Here is a 23,094-nt window from a genome sequence, read left to right as displayed (position 1 = left end):
AGAAAAGGAACGGAAGTATGAAAACATGGATATTTGCCGGTCTTTGTGACAAAAGCGATACCTTATTATACATCAGCAGCGTATTGGCAGCTTCCGGTCAACAGGTACTGCTTGTGGACGCTACACTGCGGGGACGGTATCGGTATAGCATAGGAATGCTTGATAAACCGCTACCCATTACGCAGTTTTGTGGATTCGATGTGGCAATTGGATTTACAGCATGGGAAGATCTGCATATCGATATGCTGGCTGATCAAAATGAAGAACAGACTTATGACATTGTTATTTTGGATGTAGAGCTGCCTGATTTTTGTCCAATTTCGGTTTGGAAAACGGCAGAACTGCGAGTTTGGGTCAGTGATTATAGCCACATGTTAATGCACAACGGACAGAATTGGCTTGAGCATTTGTTTGACCAACCTGGATTCCCCAAAGATCTTGTATTTCACAAGCTATTTATACATGCAGTGGATTGTGGTGTGGAGGAAGCGTATTTGTGGGAATACATGAACCGCTTTCCTGCCTTATGGCAGCAAGAGCCGTATGTACTGCCATGGGATGAGGGTCAGCTTGCTCTAAAGCTGGAAAATGAGCATAAAAAACAGCTTCTGCTAAAACCTCTATCCAGAATATATAAGAGAGAATTGTGCCGTTGCATTGGAGAATGGATGAGTTGGGAGATAAAAGAGAGTCGCCGTGCGCTAAAGCGTGCGGAAAGGAGGAGAGCATGAGCACCATTTTATTTTGGAGTCCAATTAAGGGAGCGAGTGGAAGTAGCTCTTTAGCGGCAGCAATAGCAATTACCATAGGTAATTTATATAGAGGAAGACTATTATTGACTCATTTAGGCCGTAGGCATACCGGTATTGAATCAGGATTTCCTATACAGGAGTATGGCATGGACGATCCGAGTCTACAGATTCAGGAAGGGGGCTGGGAGGCTGTTTCACGTTTAGTTCTGAGAAGGACGCTGTCTAGAGAAAATATTCGTAACTATACAATACCTGTGTTAGAACACACTCTAGATGTACTTGAGGGAACCTCCGGCTTTGGAGCTGCACCGCCGCTACTTTCCCCTGATCTTGTAAGGGTGGTAATTGATACAGCGAATCAATATTATGATTTAACGCTGATTGATGCAGGGAGTGGGGGAGGCTGGGGGGCTGTACAGCATGAAGCATGTGCACGAGCCAAACTGGCTGTTCTTTCGCTCACTCAGAATATGCGTGAGTTGGACGCTTATTTTGAATCTGTGTCTCCGTTATCCACATATTCGTCATTACCCTTATTAATTGTCCTTGGAAAATATGATGTGCATTCACAAGCGAATGAAGCGAATATACGCAGGAGATATGGCTACAAGGGTACTTTGTATACAGTTCCTTATAGCACCGAATTTATGGACGCATGGAACCGCAGGGATGTGATTGGCCATGTGCAGCGCGAGGTGCGAAGTGGAAAAGAGCAGCAACGCAAGCTTTTTATGTCTGTAGGATGGGCGCAGAGCGTGCGGCAGATTAGCAAAGCTATTCTGGAGGCGGTAGAGTCCGATCTTCGGCTCAAGGCTTTGGAGAGGGGCGCTTAATGCTGTCCGCTTATATGATCAACGGGTTAATTGTCACCTGCATTGTGTTGTTGTGCATCGTACTGATTATTGTTAAATATCGAGGGAATCTTCACTCGCAACATTCAGCTCTTCGGGTAGAACCAAAGAACGAAGATGCCACCTTCGAAACATTGATAGAGTATATCAAAAATGCGCTTCATGAACTAAGTCACAGCCAGATGGCAGATGCCGGATTACATGAAGAGGAATATAGGCGGCGTATCCATCAAAGGGCGGAACTACGAAGGGCGTTAAAGGACTGTGCCAATGGCAGCAGTGGAGATAAACGTTTTGTTAAAAATCTGATGAGTGAGCTTCTGATAAACGGTTACGGTTTGAACGAGAAAATCGCCGATACTGTTATGCCATTCTCCAGACCTGAGTTGTTTAGCACACAGGATCAATTCGAAATTATTTTTTACCAATATCAGCAGAAGTTTGGCGCGGATGCACTATCACGTTTACTGGATACTTATGACTTAGCTGAAATGAGGTATTCACAGCAAGGTGAAGAGGATGGAAGCTATTTCGTAACGACAGAGGATATCCGCTATATCTATGACTGTGAATACCGTCCCCTTTCCTTTATGGAGAAAGTGGATATTATTGTGCAGCGGATTTATCAAAATTATAAAGGTTTTTCTGTCATTGATGATATTCGTGACCAGAAGATCGATGGTGTAAGCGGGGGTGTCAGTGGTGTACCGGAAGGTGGGATTCCTTCATCACCACATTGGTCTTCAGATAGATATGTATTTGAACAAACCTCTGCACCTACTACAAATGGATATGAGAGTGTGTGGATTTTCTACAAAGGTAAAACTATCCATCTTTCATTCCTTTCCTTCGGATCGGAACGTGAGCTTAAAAGGGTATGTCAAAATATTTACAAATACAATTATCCAGGACAGCTTTCTGAAGCGAATGGTTATAAGGTCAACGAAATGAAGGATGGATCACGGGTAGTAGTAGTGCGCCCGCCTTTCTCTGAATCATGGGCTTTCTTTGTTCGTAAGTTTGATATTCAAAGCGCTTCGCTGGAGCAGTTAATTAGGGGACAAAACGCTGATTTTCCAATCCAGCTATTATCTTATCTAATGAAAGGCAGTCGGATTACTGCAATTACAGGTGCGCAGGGTTCAGGAAAAACAACATTGTTAATGGCGATGGTCAAGCATATTTACGCTTCGTATACGCTTCGCGTTCAGGAAATGGCCTTTGAGCTGCATCTACGCAACATTTACAGTCGCCGTAATATTCTTACCTTTCGAGAAACAGATCATATTTCAGGACAACAAGGTCTTGACTTGCAGAAAAAAACAGATGGAACCGTCAATATTCTAGGCGAAGTAGCGAGTGATGAAGTAGCTGCTTGGATGATTCAAATGTCGCAGGTTGCTAGTCTGTTCACTATTTTTACTCACCATGCTAAAACATTTCGTGATCTTGTATTTTCGCTTCGTAATTCACTGCTCAAAACTGGAGTATTTCAGCATGAAGGCATTGCTGAAGAACAGGTAGTGCATGTCATTAATTTTGATGTGCATCTCAAGCGTGATGCGCAAGGGCGGCGTTATATCGAACGGATCACAGAATGTGTACCGCGTAATCCAGAGCATACGGATGTAGGTCCCAATGCTTCATCGAGCTATAGCTATCGCCATGTTATGGAATATCGAAATGGAAGTTATATACCAATGAAGCCCTTAACAGCTAAAAGCGTAGAAGAAATGTGTGAGCAAATGAATGCTAAGGATGCTACAGATTTCCGCAGTTTTTTGACCCGTTATTGGGAGGAAGACTATGAGTCTTAAAGAAATTTTATTGTGGGTTTTGCTTATATCAGGTGGGGGATTTGCAGTTCTATATACAGTTTTGTATGGGTTGCATAAGCATAAGAGCTATGCAGTTCGCAGAGGTAGAATTCATTCTGTACAGGAAGCACGAAAGGGAAAAGCGGTACTTCAACGGGAACTGCAAACTTTAATGCATAAATTGTATACGCTGTGTATGAGGGTCCCTATCACATCTGGATACATCACAAGTGTACGTAAGCGACTAGCTGGTCAGCATGCATACGATGAGTATAAGCTTCGTCTGCAGACCATGAAGATGATACTGTTCATCTGGGGTATTTTTGTTTGCAGCGGCGTTGTGCTGTTGATGATGAAACCAGGAATAGAGTTTGCTATATTGGCCGTTTTATGTGGAGTGGTAATCAACAGTCTTGTTATAGATGTGGCGACTAACCAAATGGAAAAAAGGCTACTTTCTCAAATGATCGAATTGTTCGCCAATGTACGTCATCACTATCATCAGCACGGTATGGTAGAAGAATCCATATCTGAAGCGGCCGATTTAGCAGGAGCAGAGGCTGGAAGGCATGCACGGCTCATCCATGAGGCGCTGACAGATGCTGATCCGCACGAGGCACTCGAAAGATATTATGAATCAGCTCCAAATCGGTTTTTAAAAGCCTTTGCTGGTATTTCGTATATGGTAATGGAGTTTGGTGATCGGGTTGAGGATGGTGGTTCCATTTATTTAAAGGGGCTAAGCAGTCTTGCACGTGAAATCCGGTTGGAGTTACTGCGGAGAAATAAACTGGACTACCTACTAAAAAGTTTAAACGTGATCGCACTGGCTCCCGTTTTCTTTACTACCCCAATCGAGAGATGGGCGAGATCCAGCTTTCCATCCATGGATGAGTTTTATCAGGGGAAATTGGGTTATATCACAAAATTGACCGTTTACATTGTTATCATCCTATCCTACTTTCTGTTACAGAAACTGCAACAGTCGGACGAGACAGGATATCGTGCGGGTAAAGGGCGGAGGGTGTGGGAGCAGAAGTTATATCGTCTGCCCATCATTCGTAATATGGTGGATTCTTTAATTCCCCGGCAGCATATGACATCTTATTCCCAGATAACCCGACTATTAAAGGAAAGTGGTGCGGAGGTAAAGCTTGAGTGGCTCTACATACGTAGAATTGCTCTTTTTATCTTAGGATTAGTGCTTAGTATCAGCACCATATTTATTTTACATGAAGCTGAAAAAACGCATATCCTTCACGCACCAGTACAATCGGGTCAAATGTTTGGACGTTTAAGTCCGATAGAGGAAAAGCAAGCTTTGAAGCAGAGTGAGATTGACCGCAAAATCATGCAAACGTTGAACATGAAAGCGGACAGCACATACGAGCGAGCGTGCGCTGCTTTAGAACACTATGCTAATGGCACAGCTACTCCAAAGCAGCTATCCAGAAATACTCAACGAATTCTCCAAAAGCTGAAAGATTGGAATGAAGAATATATCAAATGGTGGGAAGTACTGATTAGTATAGTTGCTGGGTATGTAGCCTACCAAATGCCCATGCTTTTATTATATTTGCAACGGAAAATGCGTTATTTGGACATGAAGCATGAGGTGTATCAGTTTCAAACGGTTATTTCCATTTTACGGGTTATGGAACGAATGTCTGTCGAGGAAATATTGGAGTGGCTGAACAGATTTTCAGTTATCTTCAAAAGACCTCTGCAAAAATGTCTGCTTCATTATGAACATGGACCAGAGGCAGCTCTCGATTTGTTGAAAGAAGAAGCACCTTTGCCGGAATTTCAACGTCTGGTGGACAAGCTTCATTTATCTTTGGGGAAAATTACCATTAGAGAGGCGTTTGATGATTTGGAATCCCAGATGACCTACTATTTTGAACAAAGAAAACAGGAGTATGAAAAAATAATAGACAGCAAGGCAATCTGGGGGAGGATGATTGGTTTTGCCCCGATGTATGGTCTTATCTTTTTATATTTGGTGATTCCGCTGATCGGTATGAGCTTTGTTCAAATGGATAGCTATTATGAGCAAATACAAAAAATTCAGTAAGTAAATTCAATGATGATTAACCAATATTACAAGTTGAGGAGAGAAAGAAATGAACAATGCATCAACAGCATTAAAGGTAGCTGCTGGGATATTTTTGACCATCGCACTAATTACAATTGTAGTCATACTGTTTATCTCAGCTCAGGAAGCTACTAAAACAGCACAAAACAATTTCGCTGATATCCAGACCGAATTGTCTCAAGCCTCCTTTACAGTATACGACGGCACAACAATTAGCGGCTCCCAGGTAACCAATGCGCTGCGGAAGTTTCAGGGAAAGGACCAGTTCGGTATTCAGATTAAAACCGGCAAAAATATGGCAGGACAGTGGTATGGAAATGCTCTGAACATTAGTCCAGACAGCGAGCAGTATGGTGCTGTGAATGGCGGCAGTGATAAGACGGGAAAAATTGCGAATACACTTAATGAAAAGGAGAATGAATACGTAAATCCAAGTGGTAAATTCAAGGCTGAAATCGTTAAAGACAAATCAAACGTGGTACGTGGGTTGTTGTTTACCCAGTCTTAAGAAGTACAGCAAAGATGATAGTCATAAGGGAGATGTGAGCATGTCTGATCACGCTTCAAGTATGCTGTGGCTTGGTGTGTCAGTTATTCTATTTATAACCGCATGTGCAGCAGCAGCAAACTTGTCCAGTCAATTGGGTAGTGCACTGGAATTAAGGTCGCAGCGGGAGGAGCAATCAGAGGGGCGGATATCCAGAACTATAGAGGTGGAGACGCCACAACGGATTAAGGGGACTCAAGTTATCCAGACCATTCGGATGAACTTGCAGGAGGGGATTTCGGTTCAAGTTGACGGTTTAGAGTACGATGTATACTCTGAACCGTTTGAGCCTGATGTATCTACCTTGGATGCTTCCTCTATATATGCCATATACCCACAGCGTAATGGGAACGGAGAACTAACATCTGTACGTTTTGAGAAATTGGGGGAGGACTGAAGTGGTTCAAATAATATCCAAGCTGTTGGGGGCGCTGCTCGCTGTATTGCTTTTGTACATCGTACCCGCAGCTCAAGCTGCTGAACGGCAGAATGATATATCCGGGTTAAATACATATCATTCGACTGTACATTTTGTTGATATGGTAAGAACCAAAGGTTACATTACACCGACGATGTATAACGATTTTATGCGTGATCTGGAGCTGACAGGCAATACGTACGAAGTTGATTTGGAGCATATGTACAAAAAATATGTACCGAACTATGCAGATGCGGCAAAGCCAGACAGTTTTCTTGGTAATTATGAAGCTGTATACGATGGCTACTATAACCCGCAAATCTTACCTGTACTGTTTCCTGATAATTCGCAGCCCAAGTCGGAACAGACACGTCGGTATACCTTGATGGCCGGAGATTATTTTACAGTACGATTACATAATACGAATCGAACTCCTGCGGATTTATACAAATCCTGGATTTTGGGTGGAATAGATAACGATAAGCCGGCAGTTTCAGCTTCTTACGGGGGCATGGTTTTGAATGAAGATTACTGATTTTGCAGTTATATTTGTCCTACTCTTTTTGCCCTTTGGTGTGGTTAGTGATTTACGAGTGCAGAATCAGCGTGAAGTACAGCAGCTAGAAATGAAATATACGTCTGCTCTCCGTACCGCAGTTCAGGATGCAGGTGTTGTGCTCTCACAGAATGAACGTCAGGAACGCGAGGCCGGATATGGATCAGATAAGTTTTTTCGTGTAGATAAAGAAGAAGCGCTGGTCACGTTCTTGCACACTTTCTTCCTTAATATGGGCATTGATGAGGATACAGCAGCACAACGTGCGTTATTGGATTACATACCAGTCATTGTGATTCTGGACTATGATGGTTATTATACGTTCGCTTCAGCAACCTATAAAGATGCGTATGGGCAAGCGGTCATAGGCCACAAGTGGAGCGAAAAAAAGCCTTATGCCTATGTTGATGCAGCAGGCAACAGTGTGGGATTCACCCTGGACAATTATCTGCACGCATATGATGCGCGGAATCAGAGATGGGTGGAGGGTTTTCAAAAGGAGCTTGAGGGTCAGACCCCCATTTCGTTACTGAACAATTCATTAACCTTTGAGCAAATGCGCCGTTCTACCATCGTTCGCACCGTTCAGGAAGATCTGGCTCGAATGATTAACGCCCATAACGAAAAAGCAGCACGGAATGGCATTTCCTATACGTTCACTCTTCCACTCATTCCACAAGAGGAATGGTATAACACGATAGATGATGTGGGTATGATTGCGTTTATCCAAGGCATTCCAGTTGGAGACAGGTATTACAATAACTACGGGTTTGGTGGTGGAAGAGTCGTCCGAAAGCGATCTATTATTGGAGGCATAGAACCGGGTACTAAAATGAAATATTTTTATAGTGATTCATATCCAGCCCCTTTTCAAGCGGTTGAGCGTTTTACGGATGAAAAATCTGCGGCAGCTGCTGGGTATTTCGAATACAAATATCATAACAGCTTAAAATAATCACTCTCCGGGGTGGGTTTCGTATTATTAGGTCAACTAAAAGGTTGGCCTGCAGTGACAGCCTAGTCTTTCGATTTTATGGTCACTGCTATTTTAAAGAGTGAGTCAAATAAATGGAATTTGATACTCGACTTATCGGGGGAATTCCAACGAAGCTGACACCACTTGCAAAGTATATGCGGTTATATATAAATTTAAGTGCTAATATCTGTTGAAGTAAAAGACGAAACCGCTTGTGAATATTTTTGTCTTGGCATCATTTAGGCTCTTGCCCAATATTGAAGGTTTTTTAGTCCTTTATATAGGCAACCGCATATGATAAGTAAACACTGAATCAAAAAAAGGAGAATGAGTATGTACCCTAAATCATGCCATCACTTCCCATGGCATATTCCTATGTATAACAGCTGTAATTACAGCTATCGGAGTTATAATCCTCAATACTACAATTGGTACAACAACGACAGTAATCTCAATGAAAAGATAATATTAAGAGATTATGGACAAAGTCCAATTGTAGTGAATATTGACCAGGCTGCAAATCAAAACAAAAATTATCGTACTGCTATATGGACAGGGAAACATTTTCAAGTGACTCTGATGAGTATTAATGTTGGCGATGATATCGGTTTAGAAGCTCATCCAACAACTGATCAATTCATACGTATTGAAGAAGGTCAGGCACTTGTTCAAATGGGGGATAGGAAAGACAAATTAGATTATCAAGTGATGGCCTATGATGACTATGCAATTATGATACCTGCTGGAAAATGGCACAATGTAATTAATACAGGAAATACGCCCCTTAAGATATACGTTATCTATGCACCACCTGAGCATCCATTTGGTACAGTTCATGAAACAAAAGAAATTGCCATGTCTGCTGAAAGATAGCCAATTATAAATTAATTTTATTTCATCCCGGTCCAGAATCCAGACCGGGATGATTACATTTTCTTCATTTTATTATTCCCCCGATACTCATGAGGACTGTCTACATAGAGTTCCTTTTTATTAATTGTTATTAGAACTTATCAATTATTTAGGCATTCATTGCTAGGGAATTGTAAGCTTCTGTATACTAGAAGCTTAGATTACCAAAGCAGCAAGAAACTCCTTACGCACCTACCGAAGAGGAGCTTAAGTGCTACTACGATTAACTGTTTTTCTTTTTTTAGGCCAATCCATCTGAAAACCTTAAAATTCGCTGTTTTCAATATTCCGATAAGGGTGCTGGATGTGCTACAATAAAGCTTTGAAAGAAACGATAGCTATATGAAATAAGAACACTCGGCAATGCCGATGAGACAATAAGGAGCCAAAAACAGCTTATGAGTTTATTGACTGTAGAAAATGTATCCCACAACTTTGGGGACCGTGCATTATTTAAAAATGTTTCCTTTCGATTACTTGCGGGGGAACGTGTAGGATTGGTAGGAGCTAATGGTGTTGGTAAATCGACACTCATGAACATTCTGACTGGAAAATTGCTTAAAGATGAAGGCAAAGTGGAATGGACTCCACGTGTACGTTATGGCTATCTGGATCAGCACACCAAGCTGACGCCGGGCAAAACAGTACGTGATGTATTAAAAGACGCTTTTCTTCCTTTGTTGGAACTAGAAAAGGAAATGATGCAAATTACAGACAAAATGGGAGAGGCTTCTCCCGAAGAGTTGGAAGTCTTGCTGGAACAGATGGGAGAAATTCAAGAGCAATTGGATATGGGGGATTTTTACCTCATTGATGTGAAGGTTGAAGAAATGGCGAATGGATTAGGTCTCTCTGCCATCGGACTGGATCGGGATGTAGCAGCACTTAGTGGTGGGCAACGGACAAAGGTGCTTCTTGCTAAGTTGCTGTTGGAAAAGCCAAATGTATTGCTGCTGGATGAGCCTACCAACTATTTGGATGTGGAGCATATTGAATGGCTTACGCGATATTTGAAGGATTATCCCTATGCTTTTATCCTCATCTCACATGATACTGAATTTATGAACCAAGTCGTTAATGTAATCTACCATCTTGAATTTGCTAAGATGACCCGCTATTCAGCTAACTATGAAAAGTTTCTTGAAATGGCGGATCTGAACAAAGCACAGCATATTGATGCATATGAGAAGCAGCAGGAATATATTAAGAAACAGGAAGATTTTATTCAGCGCAATAAAGCGCGCGCATCTACATCAGGCCGTGCAAAAAGCCGTGAAAAGCAGCTTGATCGGATCGAACGTATTGATAAGCCTGAAGAAGCTGCAAAGCCAACCTTTCAGTTCAAAGAAGCTCGTGCGAGCGGGAAAACGGTTTTTGAGGGTATTGATTTTGAAATTGGCTACACTCATGCTCTTTTGCCTAAAATGTCCATGACGATCGAACGTGGCGAAAAGATCGCAATTGTTGGCTGCAATGGTGTTGGTAAGTCTACGTTGCTCAAAACCATTCTTGGGAAAATACCTCCAATCAGCGGAAAAACCTATCAAGGGGATTTCTTGCAGCCTGCTTATTTTGAACAGGAAGTAAAGGCGGAGAAAATTACACCGATTGACGATGTATGGAATGAATTTCCGCATTTGAATCAGCATGAAGTACGAGCGCATTTGGCGCGCTGTGGTTTGAAGAATGAGCATATCACCCGGCCTTTGTCTGCGCTTAGTGGTGGAGAACAGGCTAAAGTCCGCCTTTGTAAACTGTTAATGCGTGAGAGCAACTGGGTACTGTTTGATGAGCCTACCAACCACTTGGATGTCAAAGCAAAGGATGAACTCAAACGCGCTTTGAAGGAATACAAAGGGACCGTATTGCTTGTATCCCACGAACCGGACTTTTACGAGGATTGGGTAACCAAAACGTGGAATGTAGAAGAGTGGTCTAGTAAAGTTAACTGAAATCCAGTTCTGACAGATTTAACACAAGGTGGGGTTTGCAGAATTAGGAAAATATGCTAAGCTATCTTTAGCTGATACAATAAAATAGTCACACTAGGGGAGCCGCCCATGCGGCTGAGACGAAATAAATGGATTTCGGACCCTTTGTACCTGATCTGGGTTATGCCAGCGTAGGGAAGTGAGTACTGTACAAACAAGGTAGTAGCTCTTTACTTTTGTTTGCGCAGGGAACGATATACGTTTACGGATATAATAGTCCGTTTGATTTTGAACGTTTGTCAAGCCACTTCCTTTGGGAAGTGGCTTTTTGCGTTTCGTTCATCTTCATTTGTTCGAGTTTCCGTAGACGGATTTACATATAATCTCCTTTCATTATTGCTGGTACATGTGGCTGGCTCCGTATGATATTACCCAATATGGAGCTAAAACAATATAGATTCAGCTAATACGATTTTTTTTATAACACAAGTTCATATTCTTTAGTCCAAGTGAGGTGAAAATGAGATCGAATTACACGTAATTACGATGGAAAGTGTCTCCTGTGTGAATGTACCCCAAGTGGCTGCCGCTATTTGTGCTTATATTCATTATGTACACGCACGTTCGAAACAGAAGGGTGCCTCTGCTTTGCTTTCTTTGACTCGTAGCATGATCAAGCAGGAAGTTCCTTTGCGGCAAATTGTAGTAAATGACCGCGTGGACGTAGCTTTACTTACCTCGGCAGGAGCTGTCCAGCTTCCAGCTAATGGGTTATCTGTGGTGGATGCGAAAAGTCTACTTTCAGAGGGTACACGCTGTGGAGTGTCTGTACATTCCTTGGAGGAGGTGCAGACCGCCGAGCAGGCTGGAGCAGACTATGTACTATTTGGTCATGTATATGAGACCCATTGTAAAGCCGGTCTTGTACCGCGGGGTATAGCACAGCTTGAACGCATTTGCAGATTGTCGGACATTCCGGTGATAGCGCTGGGAGGCATACAACCCCATCATGTTCCAGAGCTTTATCATGCTGGAGCAAGCGGAATTGCGGTGATGTCTGGTATATGGGAAGCAAAGTCACCCGTTGCAGCAGCGATGGAATATAGGCGAATGGTAGATCTTGTAGTTCACGACCTGTAGCAAGAAAACGAGACGAAGGGAAAGTAGAATGCTTACTGGAGAGGAGACACGGAACATATGTCAAAGACACATACAGAGAAAAAAGCGATAGGACACGCTGAATGCTTGGTCATAGGCGGAGGTGTGATCGGCAGTTCCATTGCTTATCATGTAGCTAAGGAGGGACGTAGTACGATCATGCTGGAACGATGGATCCCTGGTGAGGGAGCATCAGGAGCAGCGGTGGGAATGCTGGCAGCGGAAAGTGAAGAGTTTGCAGACCTTGAGCTGGCACGATTTGCCCGTACAAGTCGAGATGCATTCCCTGACCTTGTCTGTGATTTGGAACGTTTATCGGGTATTTCAGTGGACTTTCGTACAGGAGGATTTGTGACCCCATTTCGTTCGGAAGCAGAGGGCCAAAAACGCTGGAATGCTGCGAATATGCGAGAGGATGATCGTGCCATTTGGTGGGATGCCAAGGAGTTGGACCGACGGATTCCGGGCTTGGCAGATCAAGTAATTGGGGCTATCTACCGATCAAAGGAGACACAAGTGTCTCCTGTCCAGCTTTGCCGTGCTTATGCAGGGGCAGCTGCGGTGCTGGGAGCAACAATATGGTCTGGAACTCAAGCTGAGGAACTGGTCATACAGGATGGTCGAGTTTGCGGTGTGCGAACGGATAGTGGATTTTTTTCCTGTGATCAGGTCGTGATTGCCGCAGGCTTGGACAGCTTGAAATTGCTAGAACAAATTGGGTTTGATTATCCACTATACCCGGTCAAGGGCGAAGCGGTAGCAGTCTCCTTGAAGGATCATCCTTTGGATTATACCATTTATGCTGACGATATTTACCTCGTGCCTAAACAGAATAACGAGCTTTGGATTGGTGCCACGAGTCTTCCGCATCAATATGACAAAGAGGTGACCGTAGGAGGCTTAAAGGGGTTGTTAGCACGTGCATCTGCCTGGTTGCCGCGTGTACAGGAAGCTTCTTTTGTACGTGCATGGGCGGGCTTGCGTCCGCAGGCAACTGCGGAGCGTCCTTTCATTGGTCCTGTTCCTGGGGTAGAGGGCGTCTATGCTGCAGTCGGGCATTATCGCAACGGTGTCCTGCTTAGTGATGCGACTGGGCGAGCGATGGCAGCTATGCTTAAAGGGGCTGGTGCAGCTGGACTTGGAATAAGTAAATTTTCTTCTGAACTTTTCAAGGAGGAAAGCTTATGAAGCTGACCATTAACGGACAGAGCATGACCATTTCCAATCGAATCACTCGTGTGGATCAATTGCTGCATGAACTTGATTTAAAGGTGAAAACCGTAGTGGTAGAGCTGAATCGGCATATATTGACCCGTGAAGATCATCATGAAACGGTACTTAAGGATGGAGATTGCCTAGAAATCGTACATTTTGTAGGAGGCGGTTGATCATGTTAACCATTGGAAAAGCATCTTTTACCTCAAGGCTGTTGCTAGGAACAGGGAAATTTTCGGATCTGGATATCCAATCCCAAGCCGTAGAGGCTGCTGAGACGGAAATATTAACGTTCGCTGTGCGCAGACTGAATTTGGAGGAACGGGATAAGCAGCATTTTCTCGATACACTGGATTTGAGCCGGTATACACTTCTTCCCAACACAGCGGGGGCAACAACAGCAGAGGAGGCAATCCGTATTGCCAAGTTGGCAAAAGCCTCCGGCTTGTGCGATATGATTAAGGTAGAAGTCATTGGGGATAGCAAGACGCTGTTGCCTGATCCTTTTGAAACATTGAAAGCTAGTGAAAAGTTGCTAGAGGAAGGCTTTGTCGTGCTACCCTACATATCGGATGATGTGATACTAGCGAAGAGGTTGCAAGAGCTTGGAGTACATGCCGTAATGCCTGGAGCGTCGCCGATTGGTACAGGACATGGTTTGCTCAATCCGTTTTCGTTAGAGTTGATTATCGAGCAAGCGGAAGTTCCGGTCATTGTCGATGCTGGTATTCGCTCACCTGGTGACGCAGCAATGGCAATGCAGTTGGGAGCAGATGGTGTTCTGCTGAATACAGCTGTCTCAGGAGCGAAGGATCCTGTGAAAATGGCTGAGGCCATGAAGCTGGCTGTACGTGCAGGTAGATATGGATTTGAGGCGGGGATGATTCCTGTAAAACGTTATGCTTCAGCAAGCAGTCCGATAGAAGGCATGGTTCAGGGATGAGGATTACTAAAAAATCTGCTGCTGAACCACCACAAAGTGACCGTTATTCCAGACAGGAAAGGTTTGCACCCTTTGGGCCTGCAGGCCAACGCCGGCTTGCTTCCTCTCACGTACTAATCATAGGTGTTGGAGCGCTGGGCACAGGTATTGCAGAAACGTTAGTTCGTGGAGGCGTAGGTACGGTAAGCCTGGTAGACCGGGATTATGTGGAATGGAGCAATTTGCAGCGCCAGCAGCTTTTTCAGGAAAGTGATGCTGTGCAAAGGTGTCCCAAAGCAGTAGCTGCCCAGCGAAGATTAAAGGATATTAATTCGGAAACAATTGTACATGCACATGTCTTGGATGTTGGGATAGAAGAGCTGGAAGAGTTGATCCAGGGGGTAGATCTCATGATGGATGCAACCGATAATTTCGATACCCGGCTTCTTATGAACGACATGGCACTCAAGCATCGCATTCCTTGGATTTATGGAGGATGTGTGGGTAGCTACGGTGTAACTTACACTATTTTACCGGGTCAGACACCTTGTCTACACTGTCTGATGGGAACTGTACCGCTTGGAGGGGAGACCTGTGATACGGCCGGGATTATTCCGCAGGCAGTACAAATGGTCACCGCTAACCAGACTACGGAAGCTTTCAAGCTTCTTGGTGGATATCCCGAGAACTTGAGAGGAAAGTTGCTTTCGTTTGATTTGTGGAAAAATGAGTATGTAGCAATAGCAGTGGATCGTCTTAAAAAAGCGAGTTGTCCTTCTTGCGGTAGCCAACCGACGTATCCCTATTTATCAGCCTCTTATCGGCAGAAAACAGATGTTTTGTGCGGTAGGGATACCGTTCAAATAAGACCTGCCAACCGGACACATCTGAATCTCGCAGAGATAGCAAATAGATTTACAGCATTGGGTGAGGGGAACGTAGAGTGGAATTCGTATCTGGTTTCCTTTAGTGTGGGCGAGCATCGCTTAGTTGTTTTTGCAGATGGCAGAGCGCTGATCCATGGGACAAAGGACTTGGCAAAAGCAAGAAGTCTATATCATCGCTATTTGGGCTGAAAACCATAAACCATAAAGCAGAAAACCATTCTTTGAGAATGATTTTCTGCTTTTTTGTTACACTAACACAAATATGTTTTAATGGCTTATAACAAACTTGTTCGTATCCAATATGTAATGCGATGTCCAAACCAGGTGGGTGAAAAGATGAGCCCGTTAATTGTACTTGTGGATGAAAATGAAGCGCCCGCTGTATTCGTTCATCCATTGGAGCAGGCAGGTTATCAGGTGGTTCATGTTCGTAATACATCGGATGTAAGCCCTTATATAGCTCAAAATCCTGTGAGTTTGCTACTCCTGAACATTAAAGATGAACAGGCGGACACTCAAGGCTTGATTCGCATTTTGCAGCAGAACTATCCTCATGTTCCACTGCTTGTAATGATTTCATCAGATGAGGAAGCACTTATGGTTTACTGCTTTGAACAAGGAGCACATGATGTAATGGTAGTGCCCTTTTATCCTAGAGTTCTTCAGGCTAGAGTAGCTAATTTATTACGAATTTTTGGTGTTGAACGTGATGTGAAAAGAGCAATCGAGGCAGGAGATTTACATATAGACACTGCAAGCAGAATGGTGAGCAGAGGGGAGCGAAAGCTGGAATTAACTCCGAAAGAATTCGATCTTTTGCTACATCTGGCGATACATCTTAACCAAGTTTGTAGCAGGCAGCAAATTTTAAAGGATGTTTGGAAACATGATTATATCGCTGATACGAACGTAGTAGATGTGTACATCAGGCATTTAAGGGTTAAAGTAGATAGAGGGCAAAAGTTTAAAATGATTCGAACGGAACGAGGCATTGGCTATTCACTCAGAACGTCAACTGAAGCAAAATAGCATAAAGTTTAAATAAAAAAAGCCGAGACTTTCCGTCCCGGCTTACCAATCTTAAATGAGTTTTACATTACAGCACGCGACGTGCTTTAATGTACGTTCTTTTCCAGTTGCCGGAGTTCAAATCAGAGATGGTCACCCCAGGTCCACCGTAAGTGTGTAGGATTTTACCCCCGCCAATATATACTGCTACGTGAGTAATATTGCGTCCTGTGGCACGGCTACCGCTTGAAAAGAACACTAAGTCACCTTTTTTCAAATTGGCCTTGGATACGGCATGTCCGACTTTAGACTGTTGAACAGAAGTACGCGGCAAATCGACTCCGTATTTCTTGAATATGTGCTTCATGAAAGAAGAACAGTCAAAATTGCGTGTGGTGCTTGTGGAAGCTCCAAACTTATAAGGAGTACCCATATATTTTTTGCCGTAGTTAATTACTTTTTGACCTACAGTAGTAGTAGCAGTAGCAGCTTGTGCTGTATTTGTTCCCTCAATGGCAAAAGTACCAAAGCCGATAGTGGCAGCGACTCCTGCGATAATTACCTTTTTTATGATTTTATGCATATTCATGTTGTAAGTACCTCCAAAAATTGATTTGTGCAATATTTTGCTGAGTTGATAACTAACTGACAGCGTTGAGTATAACAGTTTTGAAGCCGCCTAATAGTTGGAAAACTACTCTCAAATGCTTGTGGAGCAAGGCTTACGTCGCGATTATTAAAAAACGATTAAAAATTACAATTTGTAAAAAATAAATTAATTCTAGTGCCTGTAAAAAACCGAAAAACCCTTGTTATTCAAGGGTTTTGAGTGTGTGAACAACTTTTTAAATAGTTACAACAATGTCATAATTAATCCTTGCTTTGAATAACGAGTAGTAGACCGCTTTTGATAGAAATAGTACCTTTTGCAGCCGTTAGCTTATTGCTGACACCCCGTGATTGTCCCATTTTGAGGGTGGCATTATGAAGGGGATACATAAATCCTTCCAGTTGTATACCTGTTACTTCGGCAGTCATAGGAATCAGGGATGTATATGTATAGCCCATGGGCTGGATCTCGAGCGTTGATCCGGTCAGCTCAATATAATTATGTGCGTCCATGATAGCGCAACTAATGTGATGCTGCATGGCCCGTACTAATATTTGAACATTGGCTAAGGTGTGGTCCATTCGAGTGCCAGTAACACCGAGCAAGAGTACATGATCTACTTGTTCTTCCATAGCAATTTCTAAAGCAAGCTCTGTATCAGTTAGGTCCTTATGTACTGGATCGCACGCAATCATACGTTGGCTTGCTGATTTTACCTGTTCTTGTTCCTCTGAAGTAATCGAATCAAAATCTCCTACAGAGACGTGTGGTGTAATACCGTGTTCTATCAGGAAAAGGGCACCTTTATCTGCGCCTATAATAAAATCATCGGGTTGTATTTGTTGTAAATCTTCTTCATTAAGACGACCGCCTGAAAATACAATGGCTCGCTTTTTCATCATAACCAACATCCTTTCTTTCTGCATACGGTTCCAGATATACGATCATTTTAAGTATACCGCGTTAAATATGGCTTGCACAATTTTGGATGACCTGGCTACAATGGAACAGAAAAAAAGTGTGACGTGAATAGGAAGGGGAACGAAATGATTAACGTTTTGTTTGTGTGTTTGGGCAATATTTGCCGCTCTCCCATGGGGGAGGCAATACTGAGACATAAAGCAAAGGAACGGGGATTAGACGCAGAAATTCGGGTGGATTCGGCTGGAACAGGCGACTGGCATATTGGAAATCCTCCGCATGAGGGAACGCTAAAGCAGCTTAAACTGCACGGAATCAGCGAACAAGGCATACAGGCACGGCAAATAACGGATCGTGATTTTGACGCATTTGATTATATTGTGTGCATGGATGACTCTAATGAACGAAACATGCGTAAACTTGCAGGTGGAGCAGATGCAGATATTCTAAAATTCATGGATTTGCTTCCTCAAGAAAAGTTAAGAGAAGTACCCGACCCGTATTTTACCGGGAATTTTGAAGAGACCTATCGATTATTGGACGCAGGATGCGAGGCCTTGCTGGACAAGATCATAGAAGAAAAGCTATAATGTGAACGACAGATGACGGCAATCATTGCCGTTTTTCGTTATATATTTTTGAAAGCGCAACCAAGCTATAAAAAAGAGGAAGGAGCCTTATGACCTCCTAGGTCAATGCTCATTCCTCATCATTGTATGGGATGTTTTTACTCAGGCACGATCCAGAAAATACATTAGCGCGTCAGGCAACTCGTTTTGCCAAAAGCCCCATAAATGTTTGCCATCCTTTTCACGGTAAGAAACTTCGGCGTTCCGCTCGCGCAGTAAATCTGCGCATTGACGGTTCAGCTCTACAAAGTTGTAAATGCCGGTATCACTCTCAAATGCATCTTCCTGAAGGCCAACTGTCATCCATACATTTAGATGCGACAGTTCTTTCTCACGGGCAATAATTTCTTGCGAAGCTTCATAGTAGGCACCTGAGAGGCTAATAATGCGATTAAACAGTTCAGGATACAATAGCGCCAAATGCAAAGACACACTGCCTCCCAGTGAATCCCCAGCCAGAATGCGGGAAGCTGCATCTTTTCTTATAGGATACTTTTGTTCCACATAGGGAATAATCTCTTCTGCAAAACAGGCAGTGTATGCCTCAAAACGATTGCCGAAGGGAGCGTACTCCTGAGTTCTGATTTTGGTGTTCACTTCCACGCCTACAATAATGAAGGGTTCGACGCCTTCATCCAGTATGAGACGGTTGGCGTGTGTTGCAATGCGTCCAAAGTTGAAGAATTCCTCTCCATCCTGACAGTAGACGACCGGGTAGCTCAATATTTCATTATAGCCGGGCGGCAAATAAATCCGAAGAATTCGGGTTTCGCCAAGTAAGCGGCTATCTACTTCGTCTTTAAGGATAGTTCGTTTTAAGTACCGAGAATCCGTCATTTTTCGTCACCTTTCTTGGGTATTATTTTGCATTAAGGATCACAATAAGTTAAGATTACCCTGATTGCAATAGATGTTTAAAATTTCAATCATGTACTAAGCTGTTATAGTAAAAAACACACCCTGTTACATACACAAAAATGTGCCAAACTCAAAAAAAATAACTAAATCTTTGACGCGAGCGATATAACAGGTGTATAATAATCCTATAACAGCGGAACTTGATATTCAAATTTTTTTGTTGAGGTGAAGAAAATGAGCAAGGTTCCTTATGAAGTTTACACAGAGGAAGTTGAGGCTCTGTCCGTGCTTTCTCCGGATGGTGAAATTATCAATAAAGATAAATTGCCTAAACTTACAGATGATCAATTGAAAGAAATTATGTATCGTATGGTATTTACACGTACTTGGGATGACCGTGCTGTTAACTTGGGCCGTCAAGGACGTCTCGGCTTCTACGCTCCGGTATCCGGACAAGAAGCAACAATGGTTGGTAGTGAATTTGCGCTCCAAAAAGAAGACTTTATTGCACCAGGCTACCGAGATATTCCGCAACTCGTATGGCATGGCCTGCCATTATATCAAGCTTTCTTGTATTCCCGTGGTCATCAACACGGTGGTCAAATTCCGGACGGCGTTAACGTATTGATGCCGCAAATCATCATTGGCGCGCAAATTCTGCACGCTATGGGAATTGCAATGGGCTACAAACTGAAAAAACAAAAACAAGTCGTCATTACATATACAGGTGACGGTGGTTCTTCCGAAGGTGACTTCTACGAAGGTCTGAACTATGCTGGTGTGTACAAATTGCCAGTTATTTTCTTTGTGCAAAACAATGGTTACGCGATCACAACTCCATTCTCGAAACAAACCGCTGCCCTTTCGATCGCTCATAAAGCAGTAGCTGCTGGTATTAAAGGCGTGAAAATTGACGGTATGGACGTGCTTGCAGTTATTAAAGCTGTTCAAGAAGCTGCAGAGCGTGGACGTAATGGTGAAGGTGCAACATTGATTGAAGCCGTTACTTACCGTTTCCGTCCGCATTCCCTTTCTGATGATGCGACGAAATATCGTTCTAAAGAAGAAGAAGGCGAATGGAATGCAAAAGATCCAATTGCCCGCTTTGCGAAATACCTTGAGAAAAAAGGTCTTTGGACTGAAGAAGATACAGCTCGCGTAAAAGAAGAAGCTAAGGCAAAGGTGAACGAAGAGATCAAAAAAGCTGAGAAAACAGAAAAAATGACAATTCCTGGCTTGATCGATAGCATGTTCGAAACTACGCCTAAGCACTTGGAAGAACAAAAAGCTGATTTTAAATAATTGAACTTGAAAGAGACCGGGCGGCAACCCGATCCGGTCTGCTTTTCGATTGACCTGAACTGAAACTGATCTGTCAATGTTTAAGGAGGAAATGAAGCAAATGGCACAAATGAACATGAAAGAAGCGATTCGTGACGCACTGCGCGTAGAGTTGAAACGCGACCCTAACGTCCTGCTTTTCGGTGAAGACGTAGGTCATGTAGGTGGCGTATTCCGCGCTACAGAAGGTCTGCAAAAAGAATTTGGCGAAGAACGTGTATTCGATACTCCGCTGGCGGAATCCGCAATCGGGGGTCTTGCTGTCGGTCTGGGTATCCAAGGTTTCCGCCCTGTAGCTGAAATCCAGTTCGTAGGCTTTATCTTTGAAGCACTCGATCAAATGGCAATTCAAGCATCCCGTATGCGTTACCGTTCCGGTGGACGTTACAATTCTCCAATCGTATTCCGTACACCTTTTGGTGGCGGTGTTAAGGCAGCCGAGCTGCATACTGATTCCTTGGAAGGTCTTTTGACTCAAACACCAGGTATTAAGGTTGTTGTTCCTTCCAACCCTTACGATGCAAAAGGTCTTATGATCGCGTCAATTCGCGATAACGATCCAGTATTTTTCATGGAGCATTTGAACCTGTACCATGCATTCCGTGCTGAAGTTCCTGAGAATGATTACACAGTTGAACTGGGCAAGGCTAATGTAGTTCGTGAAGGTTCCGATGTGACGATCATTACTTACGGTATGATGGTACACACTTCAGTTAAGGCTGCTGAAGAGCTGGAAAAAACAAAGGGTATTAAAGTGGAAATCATTGATTTGCGTACAATCAGCCCGATTGACATTGATACCATTGTTGCCTCTGTTCAAAAAACCAATCGTGCTATCGTTGTTCAAGAAGCGCAAAAGAGTGCCGGTGTTGCTGCTGAAGTTATTGCACAAATTAACGAAAAAGCAATCCTGCATCTGGAAGCACCAGTTCTGCGTGTAGCAGGTCCGGATACCGTTTATCCATTTGCTCAAATTGAAGATACTTGGTTGCCAACGCCAACACGTATCATTGATGCGGTTAATAAAGTATTGGAATTTTAATTAAAGCACACCGTAAATTTGGGAGGTTTTAAACGTGGCAAAATTTGAATATAAATTCCCGGAGCTGGGTGAAGGTCTTCACGAAGGCGAAATCATCAAGATGCACATCAAGCCCGGCGACAAAGTAACTGATGATGATATCATCATGGAAGTACAAAACGACAAGGCTGTAGTTGAAGTTCCATGTCCGGTTAATGGTACGGTTCAAGAAGTATTTGCCAAAGACGGAGACGTCTTCAACGTAGGTCAAGTTGTGGCTGTCATCGACGCAGAAGGTGAACTTCCTGAACAAGAAGATGCACCAGAAGCGCCAGCTGCTAGCCCTGAGCCAAGTGCTGCTGCACAAGGCGGAGCTGCAGGTGCAGCTAGATTTGAATATAAATTCCCAGAGCTGGGCGAAGGTCTTCACGAAGGCGAAATCATCAAGATGCACATCAAGCCCGGCGACAAAGTAACTGATGATGATATCATCATGGAAGTACAAAACGACAAGGCTGTAGTTGAAGTTCCATGTCCGGTTAATGGTACGGTTCAAGAAGTATTTGCCAAAGACGGAGACATCTTTAACGTAGGTCAAGTTGTGGCTGTCATCGCTGCTGAAGGTGAACTTCCTGAGCAAGAAGAAGCACCAGCTGCTGTTAAACAAGAAGAGGATGCTGCCAAAGGTGGAGCGAACACGCAACCAGGTGCAACACCTGCTGCTTCGAACAAAGACGTACTGGCTACACCTAGCGTTCGCAAATTTGCACGTGAGCAAGGTATTAACATCGCTCAAGTGAGTGGCTCCGGCAAAAACGGTAAAATCACTAAAGAAGATGTAGAAGCTTTCAAAAATGGTGGAGGCCAAGCGGCTGCACCAGCAGCGAAAGAAGCTGCAAAAGCGCAAGAGCCAGCTAAAAAAGAAGCGAAAGCAGCAGCACCATCCGCACCAGCTGCAGATCCGCGTGCTGAGGAAGAACGCGTACCATTTAAAGGTATCCGTAAAGCAATTTCCAATGCTATGGTTAAGTCGGCTTACACGGCTCCACACGTTACAATTATGGACGAAGTGGATGTAACTGAGCTGGTTGCTTTCCGTACTCGTATCAAACCAATTGCAGAGAAGAAAGGCACAAAAGTAACTTACCTGCCATTCATCGTAAAAGCTTTGGTTGCCGCTTCCCGTCAATTCCCGGCTCTGAATGCCTCGATCGACGAAGAAGCTAACGAAATTGTCTACAAAAAATACTACAACATCGGTATCGCTACAGATACAGACAACGGCTTGATCGTTCCTGTTATCAAAGATGCTGATCGTAAGAGTATCTGGATGATTGCTGATTCCATTCGTGACCTGGCTGTACGCGGTCGTGATGGTAAATTGGCTGCCAATGAAATGAGAGGAAGCACGATTTCCATCACGAACATTGGTTCCGCAGGCGGTATGTTCTTTACTCCAATCATCAACTTCCCTGAGGTTGCAATTTTGGGTACTGGCCGCATCAGTGAAAAAGCAGTCGTGAAAAACGGTGAAATTGTTGCCGCTCCAGTAATGGCTCTTTCCCTGAGCTTTGACCACCGTATTATTGACGGTGCAACTGCTCAAAACTTCATGAACTATATTAAACAGCTGCTCGCTAACCCTGAGCTGCTTGTAATGGAGGTGTAA

23 protein-coding genes and 1 riboswitch are annotated in these 23,094 nt (G+C 43.5%); of the genes, 20 read left to right on the top strand and 3 right to left on the bottom strand.

Going from position 1 to position 23,094, the window contains the following annotated elements; genetic code table 11:
• The first annotated feature begins 17 nt into the window (after window positions 1-17).
• From OIU26_RS00160 to OIU26_RS00085, 16 genes are all read left to right on the top strand, one after another.
• Window positions 18-731: a hypothetical protein gene (locus OIU26_RS00160; RefSeq protein ID WP_264215606.1), complete on the top strand. Its 714-nt coding sequence runs from the start codon at window positions 18-20 to the stop codon at window positions 729-731.
• Window positions 728-1,585: a hypothetical protein gene (locus tag OIU26_RS00155; protein WP_264215605.1), complete on the top strand. Its 858-nt coding sequence runs from the start codon at window positions 728-730 to the stop codon at window positions 1,583-1,585. Before OIU26_RS00160 ends, OIU26_RS00155 begins: the two co-directional genes overlap by 4 nt.
• On the top strand, window positions 1,585-3,420 hold the full coding sequence (locus OIU26_RS00150; protein ID WP_264215604.1) for an ATPase, T2SS/T4P/T4SS family: 1,836 nt from the start codon (window positions 1,585-1,587) through the stop codon (window positions 3,418-3,420). Before OIU26_RS00155 ends, OIU26_RS00150 begins: the two co-directional genes overlap by 1 nt.
• Window positions 3,410-5,494 carry a hypothetical protein gene (locus tag OIU26_RS00145; RefSeq protein ID WP_264215603.1) on the top strand — a complete coding sequence of 695 codons (2,085 nt, stop codon included), beginning with the start codon at window positions 3,410-3,412 and terminating at the stop codon, window positions 5,492-5,494. Before OIU26_RS00150 ends, OIU26_RS00145 begins: the two co-directional genes overlap by 11 nt.
• Before the next feature lie 49 nt (window positions 5,495-5,543).
• Window positions 5,544-6,023 (top strand): hypothetical protein, encoded by a 480-nt coding sequence (locus tag OIU26_RS00140; RefSeq protein ID WP_007430644.1) that lies wholly within the window; start codon window positions 5,544-5,546, stop codon window positions 6,021-6,023.
• 40 nt (window positions 6,024-6,063) lie between these two features.
• Window positions 6,064-6,459 carry a hypothetical protein gene (locus OIU26_RS00135; protein ID WP_040103588.1) on the top strand — a complete coding sequence of 132 codons (396 nt, stop codon included), beginning with the start codon at window positions 6,064-6,066 and terminating at the stop codon, window positions 6,457-6,459.
• A 1-nt stretch (window position 6,460) separates the two neighbouring features.
• The gene (locus OIU26_RS00130; RefSeq protein ID WP_264215602.1) at window positions 6,461-7,015 is read left to right on the top strand and encodes a hypothetical protein; all 555 of its coding nucleotides are present in this window, start codon (window positions 6,461-6,463) and stop codon (window positions 7,013-7,015) included.
• The gene (locus OIU26_RS00125; RefSeq protein WP_264215601.1) at window positions 7,002-7,991 is read left to right on the top strand and encodes a hypothetical protein; all 990 of its coding nucleotides are present in this window, start codon (window positions 7,002-7,004) and stop codon (window positions 7,989-7,991) included. Before OIU26_RS00130 ends, OIU26_RS00125 begins: the two co-directional genes overlap by 14 nt.
• Window positions 7,992-8,345: 354 nt before the next feature.
• Window positions 8,346-8,885: a cupin domain-containing protein gene (locus tag OIU26_RS00120; RefSeq protein ID WP_264215600.1), complete on the top strand. Its 540-nt coding sequence runs from the start codon at window positions 8,346-8,348 to the stop codon at window positions 8,883-8,885.
• Between the two features lie 437 nt (window positions 8,886-9,322).
• Entirely contained in the window at window positions 9,323-10,876 is a 1,554-nt protein-coding gene (locus OIU26_RS00115) for an ABC-F family ATP-binding cassette domain-containing protein (RefSeq protein WP_013371468.1), read from the top strand.
• An 85-nt stretch (window positions 10,877-10,961) separates the two neighbouring features.
• A riboswitch (TPP riboswitch) is annotated at window positions 10,962-11,070 on the top strand.
• 331 nt (window positions 11,071-11,401) lie between these two features.
• Window positions 11,402-11,995 (top strand): thiamine phosphate synthase, encoded by a 594-nt coding sequence (locus OIU26_RS00110; protein ID WP_264215599.1) that lies wholly within the window; start codon window positions 11,402-11,404, stop codon window positions 11,993-11,995.
• A 57-nt stretch (window positions 11,996-12,052) separates the two neighbouring features.
• Complete coding sequence (thiO, locus tag OIU26_RS00105) at window positions 12,053-13,201, top strand: glycine oxidase ThiO (protein WP_264215598.1); 1,149 nt, start codon at window positions 12,053-12,055, stop codon at window positions 13,199-13,201.
• Window positions 13,198-13,401: a sulfur carrier protein ThiS gene (gene thiS / locus OIU26_RS00100; RefSeq protein WP_013371465.1), complete on the top strand. Its 204-nt coding sequence runs from the start codon at window positions 13,198-13,200 to the stop codon at window positions 13,399-13,401. The genes thiO and thiS overlap by 4 nt, the downstream gene beginning before the upstream one ends.
• A 2-nt stretch (window positions 13,402-13,403) precedes the next feature.
• Window positions 13,404-14,171 carry a thiazole synthase gene (locus tag OIU26_RS00095; protein ID WP_025675948.1) on the top strand — a complete coding sequence of 256 codons (768 nt, stop codon included), beginning with the start codon at window positions 13,404-13,406 and terminating at the stop codon, window positions 14,169-14,171.
• Complete coding sequence (locus tag OIU26_RS00090; RefSeq protein WP_264215597.1) at window positions 14,168-15,226, top strand: ThiF family adenylyltransferase; 1,059 nt, start codon at window positions 14,168-14,170, stop codon at window positions 15,224-15,226. Before OIU26_RS00095 ends, OIU26_RS00090 begins: the two co-directional genes overlap by 4 nt.
• Before the next feature lie 147 nt (window positions 15,227-15,373).
• Complete coding sequence (locus tag OIU26_RS00085; RefSeq protein ID WP_436449022.1) at window positions 15,374-16,066, top strand: response regulator transcription factor; 693 nt, start codon at window positions 15,374-15,376, stop codon at window positions 16,064-16,066.
• A gap of 67 nt (window positions 16,067-16,133) precedes the next feature.
• Here the strand turns inward: OIU26_RS00085 and OIU26_RS00080 are convergent, their stop codons facing one another.
• Window positions 16,134-16,634, bottom strand: a complete 501-nt coding sequence (locus OIU26_RS00080) for a C40 family peptidase (RefSeq protein ID WP_264215595.1) — start codon at window positions 16,632-16,634, stop codon at window positions 16,134-16,136.
• 281 nt (window positions 16,635-16,915) lie between these two features.
• Window positions 16,916-17,557, bottom strand: coding sequence for a thiamine diphosphokinase (locus OIU26_RS00075; RefSeq protein ID WP_058829630.1), 642 nt, complete (start codon window positions 17,555-17,557; stop codon window positions 16,916-16,918).
• A 144-nt stretch (window positions 17,558-17,701) separates the two neighbouring features.
• On the opposite strand from OIU26_RS00075, the gene OIU26_RS00070 reads away from it, so the two are divergent.
• Window positions 17,702-18,166 (top strand): low molecular weight protein-tyrosine-phosphatase, encoded by a 465-nt coding sequence (locus OIU26_RS00070; protein ID WP_013371459.1) that lies wholly within the window; start codon window positions 17,702-17,704, stop codon window positions 18,164-18,166.
• 141 nt (window positions 18,167-18,307) lie between these two features.
• On the opposite strand, the gene OIU26_RS00065 is transcribed toward OIU26_RS00070, so the two are convergent.
• Complete coding sequence (locus OIU26_RS00065) at window positions 18,308-19,042, bottom strand: alpha/beta hydrolase (RefSeq protein ID WP_016821912.1); 735 nt, start codon at window positions 19,040-19,042, stop codon at window positions 18,308-18,310.
• A 255-nt stretch (window positions 19,043-19,297) separates the two neighbouring features.
• Here OIU26_RS00065 and pdhA point away from each other — a divergent pair, with 255 nt between their 5' ends.
• From pdhA to OIU26_RS00050, 3 genes are all read left to right on the top strand, one after another.
• Window positions 19,298-20,365, top strand: coding sequence for a pyruvate dehydrogenase (acetyl-transferring) E1 component subunit alpha (gene pdhA / locus OIU26_RS00060; RefSeq protein ID WP_013371457.1), 1,068 nt, complete (start codon window positions 19,298-19,300; stop codon window positions 20,363-20,365).
• Window positions 20,366-20,465: 100 nt separating this feature from the next.
• A complete protein-coding gene (locus OIU26_RS00055; RefSeq protein ID WP_013371456.1) occupies window positions 20,466-21,446 on the top strand; it encodes an alpha-ketoacid dehydrogenase subunit beta in 981 nt (326 codons plus the stop codon).
• A 34-nt stretch (window positions 21,447-21,480) separates the two neighbouring features.
• The gene (locus OIU26_RS00050; protein ID WP_436449005.1) at window positions 21,481-23,094 is read left to right on the top strand and encodes a 2-oxo acid dehydrogenase subunit E2; all 1,614 of its coding nucleotides are present in this window, start codon (window positions 21,481-21,483) and stop codon (window positions 23,092-23,094) included.

The organism is Paenibacillus sp. BT-177 (genome assembly GCF_025846815.2).
GTDB lineage: Bacteria > Bacillota > Bacilli > Paenibacillales > Paenibacillaceae > Paenibacillus > Paenibacillus polymyxa_C.
This window is presented reverse-complemented; position numbering and strand designations above follow the sequence as displayed.

Bases quoted from the DNA above. Each gene is read 5' to 3' on its own strand.
- OIU26_RS00160 (WP_264215606.1), top strand. From the start codon at position 18: ATGAAAACATGGATATTTGCCGGTCTTTGTGACAAAAGCGATACCTTA.
- OIU26_RS00155 (WP_264215605.1), top strand. From the start codon at position 728: ATGAGCACCATTTTATTTTGGAGTCCAATTAAGGGAGCGAGTGGAAGT.
- OIU26_RS00150 (WP_264215604.1), top strand. From the start codon at position 1,585: ATGCTGTCCGCTTATATGATCAACGGGTTAATTGTCACCTGCATTGTG.
- OIU26_RS00145 (WP_264215603.1), top strand. From the start codon at position 3,410: ATGAGTCTTAAAGAAATTTTATTGTGGGTTTTGCTTATATCAGGTGGG.
- OIU26_RS00140 (WP_007430644.1), top strand. From the start codon at position 5,544: ATGAACAATGCATCAACAGCATTAAAGGTAGCTGCTGGGATATTTTTG.
- OIU26_RS00135 (WP_040103588.1), top strand. From the start codon at position 6,064: ATGTCTGATCACGCTTCAAGTATGCTGTGGCTTGGTGTGTCAGTTATT.
- OIU26_RS00125 (WP_264215601.1), top strand. From the start codon at position 7,002: ATGAAGATTACTGATTTTGCAGTTATATTTGTCCTACTCTTTTTGCCC.
- OIU26_RS00120 (WP_264215600.1), top strand. From the start codon at position 8,346: ATGTACCCTAAATCATGCCATCACTTCCCATGGCATATTCCTATGTAT.
- OIU26_RS00115 (WP_013371468.1), top strand. From the start codon at position 9,323: ATGAGTTTATTGACTGTAGAAAATGTATCCCACAACTTTGGGGACCGT.
- OIU26_RS00110 (WP_264215599.1), top strand. From the start codon at position 11,402: ATGGAAAGTGTCTCCTGTGTGAATGTACCCCAAGTGGCTGCCGCTATT.
- thiO (WP_264215598.1), top strand. From the start codon at position 12,053: ATGTCAAAGACACATACAGAGAAAAAAGCGATAGGACACGCTGAATGC.
- thiS (WP_013371465.1), top strand. From the start codon at position 13,198: ATGAAGCTGACCATTAACGGACAGAGCATGACCATTTCCAATCGAATC.
- OIU26_RS00095 (WP_025675948.1), top strand. From the start codon at position 13,404: ATGTTAACCATTGGAAAAGCATCTTTTACCTCAAGGCTGTTGCTAGGA.
- OIU26_RS00090 (WP_264215597.1), top strand. From the start codon at position 14,168: ATGAGGATTACTAAAAAATCTGCTGCTGAACCACCACAAAGTGACCGT.
- OIU26_RS00085 (WP_436449022.1), top strand. From the start codon at position 15,374: ATGAGCCCGTTAATTGTACTTGTGGATGAAAATGAAGCGCCCGCTGTA.
- OIU26_RS00080 (WP_264215595.1), bottom strand. From the start codon at position 16,634: ATGAATATGCATAAAATCATAAAAAAGGTAATTATCGCAGGAGTCGCT.
- OIU26_RS00075 (WP_058829630.1), bottom strand. From the start codon at position 17,557: ATGATGAAAAAGCGAGCCATTGTATTTTCAGGCGGTCGTCTTAATGAA.
- OIU26_RS00070 (WP_013371459.1), top strand. From the start codon at position 17,702: ATGATTAACGTTTTGTTTGTGTGTTTGGGCAATATTTGCCGCTCTCCC.
- OIU26_RS00065 (WP_016821912.1), bottom strand. From the start codon at position 19,042: ATGACGGATTCTCGGTACTTAAAACGAACTATCCTTAAAGACGAAGTA.
- pdhA (WP_013371457.1), top strand. From the start codon at position 19,298: ATGAGCAAGGTTCCTTATGAAGTTTACACAGAGGAAGTTGAGGCTCTG.
- OIU26_RS00055 (WP_013371456.1), top strand. From the start codon at position 20,466: ATGGCACAAATGAACATGAAAGAAGCGATTCGTGACGCACTGCGCGTA.